This is a genomic window from Streptococcus sanguinis, assembly GCF_900475275.1.
In the GTDB taxonomy this organism is placed as follows: Bacteria; Bacillota; Bacilli; order Lactobacillales; family Streptococcaceae; genus Streptococcus; species Streptococcus sanguinis_N.
In genome coordinates this window covers 2,217,122-2,228,990 of sequence record NZ_LS483364.1, presented here as the reverse complement: position 1 = coordinate 2,228,990, position 11,869 = coordinate 2,217,122, and the positions used below count along the sequence as shown (strand labels likewise).

Annotated in this window: 15 protein-coding genes; 12 read left to right on the top strand and 3 right to left on the bottom strand. The window is 44.6% G+C overall.

Translation table 11 applies throughout. The features are described from left to right. Positions 1-40: 40 nt before the first annotated feature. Positions 41-517 (bottom strand): YcxB family protein, encoded by a 477-nt coding sequence (locus DQM55_RS11185; RefSeq protein ID WP_004189510.1) that lies wholly within the window; start codon positions 515-517, stop codon positions 41-43. Positions 518-595: 78 nt separating this feature from the next. Then, complete coding sequence (locus DQM55_RS11180; RefSeq protein ID WP_111676792.1) at positions 596-1,138, bottom strand: histidine phosphatase family protein; 543 nt, start codon at positions 1,136-1,138, stop codon at positions 596-598. A gap of 98 nt (positions 1,139-1,236) precedes the next feature. Here DQM55_RS11180 and polA point away from each other — a divergent pair, with 98 nt between their 5' ends. The 3 genes from polA (at position 1,237) to DQM55_RS11165 (ending at position 5,104) form a co-directional block, all read left to right on the top strand. Beyond that, entirely contained in the window at positions 1,237-3,879 is a 2,643-nt protein-coding gene (gene polA, locus DQM55_RS11175; RefSeq protein ID WP_111676790.1) for a DNA polymerase I, read from the top strand. 273 nt (positions 3,880-4,152) lie between these two features. Next, the gene (locus tag DQM55_RS11170) at positions 4,153-4,590 is read left to right on the top strand and encodes a CoA-binding protein (protein ID WP_111676788.1); all 438 of its coding nucleotides are present in this window, start codon (positions 4,153-4,155) and stop codon (positions 4,588-4,590) included. Position 4,591: 1 nt separating this feature from the next. Next, entirely contained in the window at positions 4,592-5,104 is a 513-nt protein-coding gene (locus tag DQM55_RS11165) for a kinase (RefSeq protein ID WP_111676786.1), read from the top strand. Between the two features lie 17 nt (positions 5,105-5,121). Here the strand turns inward: DQM55_RS11165 and DQM55_RS11160 are convergent, their stop codons facing one another. After that, positions 5,122-5,997, bottom strand: a complete 876-nt coding sequence (locus tag DQM55_RS11160) for a DUF975 family protein (RefSeq protein WP_111676784.1) — start codon at positions 5,995-5,997, stop codon at positions 5,122-5,124. A 152-nt stretch (positions 5,998-6,149) separates the two neighbouring features. Here DQM55_RS11160 and tgt point away from each other — a divergent pair, with 152 nt between their 5' ends. The 9 genes from tgt to rplV all read left to right on the top strand — a co-directional run bounded on the left by tgt (position 6,150) and on the right by rplV (position 11,865). Beyond that, a complete protein-coding gene (tgt, locus tag DQM55_RS11155; RefSeq protein ID WP_060976418.1) occupies positions 6,150-7,292 on the top strand; it encodes a tRNA guanosine(34) transglycosylase Tgt in 1,143 nt (380 codons plus the stop codon). A gap of 25 nt (positions 7,293-7,317) precedes the next feature. Next, complete coding sequence (locus tag DQM55_RS11150) at positions 7,318-7,956, top strand: uridine kinase family protein (RefSeq protein WP_111676782.1); 639 nt, start codon at positions 7,318-7,320, stop codon at positions 7,954-7,956. A gap of 372 nt (positions 7,957-8,328) precedes the next feature. Further along, the gene (gene rpsJ, locus DQM55_RS11145; protein WP_002894478.1) at positions 8,329-8,637 is read left to right on the top strand and encodes a 30S ribosomal protein S10; all 309 of its coding nucleotides are present in this window, start codon (positions 8,329-8,331) and stop codon (positions 8,635-8,637) included. 83 nt (positions 8,638-8,720) lie between these two features. Next, positions 8,721-9,347 carry a 50S ribosomal protein L3 gene (gene rplC, locus DQM55_RS11140; RefSeq protein WP_002894479.1) on the top strand — a complete coding sequence of 209 codons (627 nt, stop codon included), beginning with the start codon at positions 8,721-8,723 and terminating at the stop codon, positions 9,345-9,347. Positions 9,348-9,371: 24 nt separating this feature from the next. Continuing rightward, positions 9,372-9,995, top strand: coding sequence for a 50S ribosomal protein L4 (gene rplD, locus DQM55_RS11135; RefSeq protein ID WP_002894480.1), 624 nt, complete (start codon positions 9,372-9,374; stop codon positions 9,993-9,995). Further along, a complete protein-coding gene (locus DQM55_RS11130; RefSeq protein WP_111676780.1) occupies positions 9,995-10,291 on the top strand; it encodes a 50S ribosomal protein L23 in 297 nt (98 codons plus the stop codon). The genes rplD and DQM55_RS11130 overlap by 1 nt, the downstream gene beginning before the upstream one ends. Positions 10,292-10,308: 17 nt before the next feature. Further along, positions 10,309-11,142, top strand: coding sequence for a 50S ribosomal protein L2 (gene rplB, locus DQM55_RS11125; protein ID WP_002894482.1), 834 nt, complete (start codon positions 10,309-10,311; stop codon positions 11,140-11,142). An 85-nt stretch (positions 11,143-11,227) separates the two neighbouring features. Continuing rightward, a complete protein-coding gene (rpsS, locus tag DQM55_RS11120; RefSeq protein ID WP_000533766.1) occupies positions 11,228-11,509 on the top strand; it encodes a 30S ribosomal protein S19 in 282 nt (93 codons plus the stop codon). Positions 11,510-11,520: 11 nt separating this feature from the next. Continuing rightward, a complete protein-coding gene (rplV, locus tag DQM55_RS11115; protein WP_002894484.1) occupies positions 11,521-11,865 on the top strand; it encodes a 50S ribosomal protein L22 in 345 nt (114 codons plus the stop codon). The last annotated feature ends 4 nt before the right edge of the window (positions 11,866-11,869 follow it).

The window sequence follows — 11,869 nt, the reverse complement described above, 5'->3', positions numbered from 1 at the left end:
ACCAGAACTGATCTACTGTCAGTCTAGCCTGCTTTTTCTTTTACATATGCTCAATGTGAAGTTCTAGCAAGAACTCAAGAGCCTCAGGAGAACAGTTTTCTTTTTCAATTGCGAAACCAGTGTTCTCTCCTATCAAGATATAAAAATCTTGCTTTGTCATAATTACTTTGACAATATCATCATAGGTATAGCGAAATTCACCACGTATGTTTCTTGCTATAAAAGCCTCTCTGTCAAATATCAGAGTGACTTCCATGTTCTGAAATAAAGGATTTTTTTGATAAGCTCTCTTTATCTGATAATTCATGCCAAAATAGTACATAGAGGCGAAAATGGGGGGAGCCAATATTATAGATATTATCTTTTCCTCTAATGGACCGAGCATTACGTAGGCGAACAGCCCGATTATCAGTATGATTATGTATAATACAAATCCTTTTCGTCGTATGAGAATAGCCCATGAAAATCTTTTATAAACTTCTTCAGTCATAAGAGTTGTAATACGGATTGGAAACATCTTTTACCTCCAGTTTCCATTATTATAACATATATGAGCGATAAGATTTAGCCGAGCCTTGCTAGGCGATACGATATTTTATAGGAGGTGAGTGATTTTTTCGTTTTTATCTAAAACTAGCACATCTGGCATGGAAAGGTTATGCCAAAAGTTGTAATCAATTCTGGAATCGAATGCGCTTAGTAAAATGCAGATAAGGTTACCATGGGAGTTAATGATAATCTCTTCGTTTTGGTGTTCGCTTTCCAGTTCATGAAGAAAGGCTAAGGCTCGCTGTTGAGCTTGTTGATTAGACTCGCCACCAACAAATGAAAAAGTCGGCTGTGACCAAAGTTGCATGAGGGCTTCTTCAAAGTCTTGGTCGGCAATCGCTTGACTACTTAGCTTTCGCTCTATTAGCCGTTTGTCGGTTTGAATAGCGAGTTTCAGGCTCTGAGCCAAAGGTTCAACCGTCTGGATGGCTCTTCGGTAAGGACTGGAATAAATGGCGGTAATGGGTTTGTCTGCTAAAAAGTCAAGCTGCGCCAAGGATTCTTGCCCTTTGTCTGATAATGGTCGGTTGATTTCATCAGGTGTATAGTTAGAATGCGCATGACGGATAAAATAGTAGGTATTGTTCATAAAATGATTATAGCAAAATTTAAATCTCAATTCATTTTCTACCTATTTTCCACGCCGCCTTTTCTGTCTTTGTCGGCCTTTCGTGTTATAATAAACCTATGGAAAAAAAGAACAAATTATTATTAATCGACGGTTCGTCCGTTGCTTTTCGCGCTTTTTTTGCGCTTTATAATCAAATCGACCGTTTCAAGAGTCCATCGGGCCTGCATACCAATGCTATTTACGGCTTCCACCTCATGCTCAATCATCTCTTGGAGCGCGTGCAGCCGACTCATGTTCTGGTAGCTTTTGATGCTGGCAAGACGACCTTCCGGACCGAGATGTACGCCGACTATAAGGCTGGTCGGGCCAAGACACCGGATGAATTTCGTGAGCAGCTGCCTTTTATCCGTGAAATGCTGCAGCACCTAGGCATTCACTTCTATGATTTGCCTCAATACGAGGCGGATGACATCATCGGAACCTTGGACAAGATGGCTGAAAAGACAGCTGTGCCTTACGATGTGACCATTGTCAGTGGCGATAAAGACTTGATTCAGCTGACGGATGATAATACCGTGGTGGAAATTTCCAAGAAAGGCGTGGCCGAGTTTGAGGAATTTACCCCAGCTTACCTCATGGAGAAGATGGGCATCACGCCAGAGCAGTTCATTGACCTTAAGGCGCTGATGGGCGACCAGTCGGATAACATCCCCGGCGTGACCAAGATCGGCGAGAAGACTGGTCTCAAGCTCCTTTTGGAGTATGGCTCTTTGGAAAATCTCTATGAAAACATTGATCAGCTCAAGGCTTCCAAGATGAAGGAAAATCTGATCAATGACAAGGACAAGGCTTTCTTATCAAAAACCCTAGCCACCATCAATACTCAGGCTCCGATTGAAATCGGGCTGGATGATTTGGTTTATAAGGGTCCGCAGTTAGATACTCTGAGTAAGTTCTATGACGAGATGGGCTTCAAGCAGCTCAAGGCTCAGCTAGGAACTGGTCAAGAGCCGGTAGAAGTCAAACCAATTGAATTTACCAAAGTGACTGAGGTGACAGCGGATATGCTGGCACCAGAGCAATTCTTCTATTTTGAAATTTTGGGTGACAACTACCACAAGGAAGAGATTGTCGGTCTTGCCTGGGGCGATAGCCGTCAGATTTATGTCGGCTCTAGCGATTTACTGCAGCAGCCTCTCTTTCAGGAATTTTTGACAAAAACAGCTCTGAAAACCTACGACCTCAAGCGGACCAAGGTACTGCTCAGTCGTTATGGCATCGAACTACCAACAGCGTCTTTTGATGCGCGCCTAGCCAAGTATCTGCTTTCGACGGTCGAGGATAATGAGCTGGCGACTATTGCTCGCCTCTACGGCCAAACAATTCTGCCGACGGATGACGAGGTTTATGGCAAGGGGGCCAAGCGTGCTTTGCCGGAGCAAGAGCAGCTCTTTGAGCATCTAGCTCGTAAGGTTCAGGTACTGCTGGAAACAGAAGAGCCAATGAAAGACCAGCTCCGTTCCCACGATCAGTTGGATTTGTTGCTTGAAATGGAGCAGCCGCTGGCCTTTGTCCTAGCCAAGATGGAGATTGCAGGGATCAAGGTTGAGCGGGAAACCCTGCAAGGTATGCAGGCGGAAAATGAAAAGACGCTGGAAAGTCTGACTCAGGAGATTTATGATCTGGCTGGTCAGGAGTTCAATATCAACTCACCTAAACAGCTGGGGACCATTCTCTTTGAGGATATGGGGCTGCCACTGGAGTACACCAAAAAGACCAAGACGGGCTACTCGACAGCGGTGGATGTGCTGGAGCGTTTAGCTCCCATTGCACCGATTGTGTCTAAGATTCTGGAATACCGTCAAATCAGCAAGCTCCAGTCCACTTATATCATCGGCCTGCAGGAGGCGATAGCGGCTGACGGTAAGATTCACACTCGCTATGTTCAGGATTTGACTCAAACGGGCCGCTTGTCCTCGGTTGATCCGAACTTGCAGAATATCCCCGTTCGTTTGGAGCAGGGGCGTCTCATTCGCAAGGCCTTTGTGCCAGAGTGGGCAGACAGCGTACTTCTCAGCTCGGATTATTCCCAGATTGAGCTGAGGGTGCTGGCTCACATTTCGCAGGACGAGCATCTGATTGCTGCCTTTCAACATGGAGAAGATATTCACACGGCTACCGCCATGCGGGTCTTTGGTATTGAAAAGGCAGAGGATGTGACACCTAATGACCGCCGTAATGCCAAGGCTGTCAACTTCGGAGTTGTTTATGGAATTTCCGACTTCGGACTGGCCAATAATTTGGGAATTTCCCGCAAGGCTGCCAAAGATTATATTCAGACTTATTTTGAGCGTTTCCCAGGAATCAAAAATTATATGGAAACCATCGTTCGCGAAGCGCGTGATAAAGGCTATGTAGAGACCATTTATCATCGCCGTCGTTCTTTGCCAGATATCAATTCCCGTAACTTTAACATCCGAAATTTTGCGGAGCGCACAGCTATTAACAGCCCGATCCAAGGCTCCGCTGCAGATATTCTCAAAGTCGCTATGATTAATCTGGACCGAGCTCTGACAGAAAAGAATTTCAAGTCTCGCATGCTCTTGCAGGTTCACGATGAAATCGTGCTGGAAGTGCCAAATGAAGAACTAACAGCCGTCCGCCAGCTAGTCAAAGAAACCATGGAAGCTGCGATTGAGCTGGCCGTTCCACTAGTGGCTGATGAAAATGCCGGCCAAACTTGGTACGAGGCGAAGTAAGATAAGATACAAAGAGCGTCAAAACCGACTGAAAATTAGGCAGCCGGACGAAGGAGCGATGCTCCTAGAACGGATGATCTATTTTCCAAGGTTTTAGCTCGTGTTCAGTTTAAGATATCAAGGGCGTAAAACACAAAGTGAAAATAGAAAGCTGACACAGCATTCGATGAATGCGAGGAAGCTTGTCTTTTTCACACGGTACTTAGACTAGATTCTGTTAAAACATGAATACTACAAAACTACCCAACTTTATTATGAATGAGGAGGAAGCCTATGACTTATCATTTTCAAAATCCCAGTGATGCCATCGTCAAGCATTATTTGAAAAACAGCAAGGTGATTGCTGTTGTCGGACTGTCTGACCGCGAAGAAACGACCAGTAACCGTGTGTCCAAAGAGATGCAAGATCGGGGCTATCGTATTATTCCAGTCAATCCGCGGGCAGCGGGCAGTCAGATTTTTGGTGAGACTGTTTATGCCAGTCTCAAAGACATTCCTTTTCCGGTGGATATTGTCGATATATACCGCCGCAGTGAGTTTTTGCCGGATGTGGCACTGGATTTTTTGCAGTCGGATGCCAAGATTTTCTGGGCTCAGTTGGGCTTGGAGAGTGAGGAGGCTGAGCAGATTTTGCGGGCAGCTGGTCGGGACGACATTGTCATGGACCGCTGCATTAAACGCGAGCATACACGCTTGATTCTGGGCGAATAAGATGGCCGAGTTAGTTATCATTCGTGGAAATTCCGGCTCTGGCAAGTCTAGTCTCGCTGGGAAACTGCAGACTCACTACGGCCGAGGGACTCTCCTGATATCGCAAGATACGGTTAGACGGGACATGCTCAAGGAAAAAGTCGAGCCTGGAAATTTGTCTATTGACCTGACGGAAACACTAGCTCGCTTCGGCTACGAGCATGATTTGCTGGTTCTGGTAGAAGGATTTTATGAGACAGACATTTATGGACAGATGCTAGAACGGTTGAAAAAAATCTTCGTTCCGCAGGTCTTTGCTTACTACTATGACCTATCCTTTGAAGAAACAGTCCGTCGCCATCAGACTAGAGCGAAGCAAGAAGAATTTACCCCAGCCGACATGAAGCGCTGGTGGAAAGACAGAGACTTCTTGGGCTGGGAAGAGGAAGCCTTTTTCACAGATGATGATTCACTAGAGGCAGCTTTTGACAAAATCTGCTCTGCCCTTGACAAGATAGACTCTGATAGTAAATAAAAAAACAACTCACAAGCTTAGGACAAGGAGTTCCCTGCTTGCGGGTTGTTTTCGTTTAGAATAGCTTTTTCTTTTTTCAACTCTTCGTAGAAGAGAATGTAAGCAGTCGCTGTATAAGGGAGAACCATAATATTCAGTACACCGTAAGTCATTCTGGCCAGTAAATTCCAGCCGATGAAGCTCAGATCTAGCATAAATAGCTTTCCCTTGTAGCCCTTCATGAGCTTCCGACTTTGACGGATAGCAGAGAAAGCCCCCAAGTAGGTGTCAGTCTCAAGCTGGTCATATAGGATCAGCTCTGCTTGAGAATATGCGTAGTACTGAGGAATGGTGATGCCTAGACCAACCAATATCAAGAGGCTTCCCAGTAACATACTAGGGGTGTATTGAAGAATCTGCTGTCCTACAGCACTTTGAGCCGTCACTACTGTATGGGCTGGGATTTTTTCCGAAATAGAGATGATTTTATAAGCATTAAAGATTGCTAGAAGACTCCCGCAGAACATAGGAATATTCCAAAGAAAAATCAGCAGCTGCTTGAGTAAAACCGTCTTGAAGACAGGTGTGAAAGTCTTGCTGGTAAAAAGCTGGCCAATATCTGAAAAGCCAACGTCATCCTTTGTCTTACGAAGAACCTTCATCATGGTATAGCTGGCAGAAAGCAGTAGCAAGGTCAAGATAAACTGAATTGTTGTCGGGAAAAGATTTTTGCTAATGAGAAGATAGATGGACTGGCTAAAAGTTAGGTTGGGAATGGAATCTCTTAGATTGTCATTGAGGGAAAGTAAGATGCTGAGGATGCTGACAAGGGTTGGGGCCGCAAACAAAAGAAAAATCCCCCTCGTTTGACTGCGGACGGTACGAGCCTGAGCTCTGATGTTACTTAGATTCATAATTCCTCCATTTGGATTTGTCTGTTACATTATATCATACCCCGTGACAGATAGAAGTTTTTTTGGTAAAATCATACGGTATCTTGTGAGCCCTTGCTGCTCATTATATAGAAGAAAAATCGCTGGGACTGTTTTTCCCAGCAGGAGGAAACATGTCAACATCACCGATTCAGTATCGTTTGATTAAAAAAGAAAAGCATACAGGTGCTCGTTTGGGGGAAATTATCACGCCTCACGGGACTTTTCCGACGCCTATGTTTATGCCGGTTGGTACCCAGGCGACGGTCAAGACCCAGTCACCAGAAGAGCTCAAGCAAATGGGTTCTGGTATCATCTTGTCCAATACTTACCACCTTTGGCTGCGGCCGGGCGATGAGCTGATTGCTCGTGCAGGTGGCTTGCACAAGTTCATGAACTGGGATCAGCCAATTCTGACGGATAGCGGTGGTTTTCAGGTCTATTCTCTAGCTGACAGCCGCAATATCACAGAAGAAGGAGTAACCTTTAAGAACCACCTTAATGGTTCCAAAATGTTCCTGTCACCAGAAAAGGCCATCTCCATCCAGAACAATCTAGGCAGTGACATTATGATGTCCTTTGATGAGTGTCCACAGTTCTACCAGCCCTATGACTATGTCAAGAAGTCTATTGAGCGGACCAGCCGTTGGGCAGAGCGTGGCCTCAAGGCCCACAGCCGTCCGCACGACCAAGGTCTCTTTGGGATTGTTCAAGGGGCTGGCTTTGAAGATTTGCGTCGCCAGTCTGCTCAAGACTTGGTCAGCATGGATTTCCCAGGCTACTCAATCGGAGGGCTGGCTGTTGGTGAGTCTCACGAAGAGATGAATGCGGTGCTGGACTTCACAACGCCTATGCTGCCTGAAAATAAGCCCCGCTATCTCATGGGAGTTGGAGCGCCAGATAGCTTGATTGATGGGGTTATCCGTGGCATTGATATGTTTGACTGCGTCCTACCGACTCGGATTGCCCGAAACGGTACCTGTATGACTAGCGAAGGGCGTCTGGTTGTTAAAAATGCCCAGTTTGAGGAAGATTTCACGCCGCTGGACCATGACTGCGACTGCTACACATGTAGCAACTACACGCGGGCTTATATCCGCCACTTGCTCAAAGCGGACGAAACCTTTGGGATCCGCCTGACCAGTTATCACAACCTCTACTTCTTGGTAAACCTTATGAAGAAGGTTCGCCAAGCTATCATGGATGACAACTTGCTTGAATTCCGTGAAGACTTTATTGAGCGCTACGGCTACAATAAATCCAGCCGAAATTTCTAAGAATCTCCATTTGAAAGGAGAAGCCATGTCTGATGAAGAAACATTACTGAAAAGATTGATAGCTTATCTGTCAGGCGACCAAAACCATACCCTGCGTATTTACGGTCACGGTGCTTCGGGGAAGTCAACTTTTGCTCGAAAGCTCCAGCTAGCTTTGGGTGAGGAACGAGCCAATCTGCTGGAAACAGATCCTTATGTAATTACTGGGGAGTATCGAGATTTGCTCAGTTCCAAAGATTTTCCTCATCAAAAAGTCACAGCCTGTATCCCAGCTGTTCATGAGCTCGGGAGTCTGGAGCGAGATATTTGCGCCTTGCAGTCTGGTCTGGATATTCTGACCATTGGCACAGCTTGGTCACCTAGCTTACGTTTATCAGCCCAAAAGCCGGTTTTAATAGTAGAAGGCATGTCGGCTGCCTTTTTGCCTGAAAGTTTGTTTGATTTGTCGATTTGCTTTTACACGGACGACCAGACTGAGTTAGAGCGCCGCTTGGCAAGAGATGTGGCTGTGCGAGAGCGCAGGCCAGATTGGATAAAGCAGACGCATCTAGCTAGGCGAGAGCAATATATACACTTTTATCAGCCCTATTTAGCAGCTGCCGGCCTTGTCATCTGCCAGTCGGGCAATAGCTTTCGTATCGAAAAGGACAGTCCCTTGTTATAAAACAAAGTAGCCAAGGGTAAATTTTCGTTTCTAATCTCACTGATGTGCGTCAGTGGGATTTTGTATTTTCTGAATACAAACTAGAATAAATAGGTTAAAAATCTAAATTTTCTTCTCTATAATGATTTACAAGACTTATAAATTATTTAGAAAACACTTTCATAAAAAATTATCCTAAAAATCATTAAAAAATTACTCAAATCCCTTGCAATGACTGGTTCTTTGTGTTAAGATACTATGGTGCTGTAAAAATACAGTGTGTAGCTTTGATGCAAGAGGTTGCGACACGCTCGGTTGCATTGCCACGCAATCGCCTGTCGGTTTTCTTGTGGAGCTAGCCTATTATCTTAAATAGACGAAAAGGAGAAAAAGATGGCAAACAAAAAAATCCGCATCCGTTTGAAAGCTTACGAACATCGTACACTTGATACAGCGGCTGCAAAAATCGTAGAAACTGCTACTCGTACTGGTGCTGAAGTTGCGGGTCCAATCCCACTTCCAACTGAGCGCAGCCTCTACACAATCATTCGTGCGACTCACAAATATAAAGACTCTCGCGAACAATTTGAAATGCGTACTCACAAACGTTTGATCGACATCATCAATCCAACTCAAAAAACAGTTGACGCTTTGATGAAATTGGATCTTCCAAGTGGTGTGAACGTAGAGATTAAACTTTAATCTAAAGCTTGATCTAAACCAGAGCATGAAAAACGCTCGTTAAAAACTTTTTGAAAAAAATATAGAAAAGGAAACATTTTCTCATGACAAAAGGAATCTTAGGGAAAAAAGTGGGAATGACTCAAATCTTCACTGAAGCTGGCGAATTAATCCCTGTAACTGTTGTTGAAGCAGCTCCAAACGTTGTTCTTCAAGTTAAAACAGTTGAAACAGATGGTTACAACGCAGTTCAAGTTGGTTTTGATGACCTTCGTGACGTATTGAGCAACAAACCTGCCAAAGGCCATGTAGCGAAAGCTAACACAGCTCCTAAGCGCTTCATTCGTGAATTCAAAAACATTGAAGGCTTGGAAGTAGGAGCAGAAATCACTGTCGATACATTCGAAGCTGGTGATGTTGTTGATGTAACAGGAACTTCAAAAGGTAAAGGTTTCCAAGGTGTTATCAAACGCCACGGCCAATCTCGTGGTCCAATGGCTCACGGTTCACGTTACCACCGTCGTCCTGGTTCAATGGGACCAGTTGCGCCAAACCGCGTGTTCAAAAACAAACGCTTGGCTGGACGTATGGGCGGTAACCGTGTAACGATTCAAAACCTTGAAATCGTACAGGTTGTTCCAGAGAAGAACGTTATCCTGATTAAAGGTAACGTACCAGGTGCTAAGAAATCTCTTATCACTATCAAGTCAGCAGTTAAAGCTGGTAAATAATAAAGAAAGGGGAAATCAGTCACAATGGCAAACGTAAAATTATTTGACCAAACTGGTAAAGAAGCTGGTGAAGTAGTTCTGAACGATGCGGTCTTTGGTATTGAGCCAAATGAATCAGTTGTCTTTGATGTTATCATCAGCCAACGCGCTAGCCTTCGTCAAGGAACTCACGCTGTTAAAAACCGTTCTGCAGTATCAGGCGGCGGACGCAAACCATGGCGTCAAAAAGGAACTGGACGTGCTCGTCAAGGTTCTATCCGCTCTCCACAATGGCGTGGTGGTGGTATCGTATTCGGTCCAACTCCTCGTTCATATGCTTACAAACTTCCACGTAAAGTTCGTAGATTGGCATTGAAATCAGTTTACTCTGAAAAAGTTGCTGAAAACAAATTCGTAGCTGTAGACAGCCTTTCATTTACAGCTCCAAAAACTGCTGAGTTTGCAAAAGTGCTTGCTGCACTGAGCATCGATACGAAAGTCCTTGTTATCCTTGAAGAAGGAAACGAATTCGCTGCACTTTCAGCTCGCAACCTTCCAAACGTGAAAGTTGCAACTGCAACAACTGCAAGCGTTCTGGACATCGTAAACAGCGATAAACTTCTGGTTACTCAGGCAGCTATCTCTAAAATTGAGGAGGTTCTTGCATAATGAATTTGTACGACGTAATCAAAAAACCTGTTATCACTGAAGGTTCAATGGCTCAGTACGAAGCAGGCAAATACGTATTTGAAGTGGACACTCGCGCTCACAAACTCTTGATTAAGCAAGCTGTTGAAGCTGCTTTTGAAGGAGTTAAGGTTGCTAACGTTAACACTATCAATGTAAAACCAAAAGCAAAACGCATTGGACGCTACACTGGTTTTACAAACAAAACTAAAAAAGCTATCGTAACACTGACAGCTGATTCTAAAGCAATCGAGTTGTTCGGTGCAGAAGAAGAATAATCTAAGGAGGAAATATCGTGGGAATTCGTGTTTATAAACCAACAACAAACGGTCGCCGTAATATGACTTCTTTGGATTTCGCTGAAATCACTACCAGCACTCCAGAAAAATCTTTGCTTGTTTCTTTGAAGAGCAAGGCTGGTCGTAATAACAACGGTCGCATCACTGTTCGTCACCAAGGTGGCGGCCACAAGCGTCACTACCGTTTGATTGACTTCAAGCGTAACAAAGACGCTGTTGAAGCAGTTGTAAAAACAATCGAGTATGATCCAAATCGTTCAGCAAACATCGCTTTGGTTCACTACACTGACGGTGTGAAGGCTTATATCATCGCTCCTAAAGGTCTTGAAGTTGGTCAACGTATCGTTTCAGGTCCTGAAGCAGATATCAAAGTCGGAAACGCTCTTCCGCTAGCTAACATCCCAGTTGGTACTTTGGTTCACAACATTGAGTTGAAACCAGGCCGTGGTGGAGAATTGGTTCGTGCTGCTGGAGCTTCTGCTCAAGTATTGGGTCAAGAAGGTAAGTACACTCTTGTTCGTCTTCAATCAGGCGAAGTTCGTATGATTCTTGGTACTTGCCGCGCTACAGTTGGTGTTGTCGGAAACGAACAACATGGACTTGTAAACCTTGGTAAAGCAGGACGTAGCCGTTGGAAAGGTATCCGCCCAACAGTTCGCGGTTCTGTAATGAACCCTAACGATCACCCACACGGTGGTGGTGAAGGTAAAGCACCAGTTGGTCGTAAAGCGCCATCTACTCCATGGGGCAAACCTGCTCTTGGACTTAAAACTCGTAACAAAAAAGCGAAATCTGACAAACTTATCGTTCGTCGTCGCAACGAGAAATAATTTAAAACAATCTATCCGCCAGCTCGGTAGCGCTGCTTAGTCAGCGCAGGCCGCTGTGGTACTTATTTAAAGGAGAAAATATAAAATGGGACGCAGTCTTAAAAAAGGACCTTTCGTCGATGAGCATCTGATGAAGAAAGTTGAAGCTCAAGCTAACGACGAAAAGAAAAAAGTCATCAAAACTTGGTCACGTCGTTCAACGATCTTCCCAAGTTTCATTGGTTACACAATCGCAGTTTATGACGGACGTAAACACGTACCTGTTTACATCCAGGAAGACATGGTAGGTCACAAGCTTGGTGAATTTGCGCCAACTCGTACTTACAAAGGTCACGCTGCAGACGACAAGAAAACACGTAGAAAATAAGGAGAACATAAATGGCAGAAATTACTTCAGCTAAAGCAATGGCTCGTACAGTGCGTGTTTCACCTCGTAAATCTCGTCTGGTTCTTGACAATATTCGTGGTAAAAACGTCGCTGACGCAATCGCAATCTTGAAATTCACTCCAAACAAAGCTGCTGGCATTATCGAAAAAGTTTTGAACTCTGCAATCGCTAATGCTGAAAACAACTTTGGTTTGGAAAAAGCAAACTTGGTAGTATCTGAAGCTTTCGCAAACGAAGGACCAACTATGAAACGTTTCCGTCCGCGCGCTAAAGGTTCAGCTTCACCAATCAACAAACGCACAAGCCACATCACTGTGGTCGTTGCAGAAAAATAAGGAG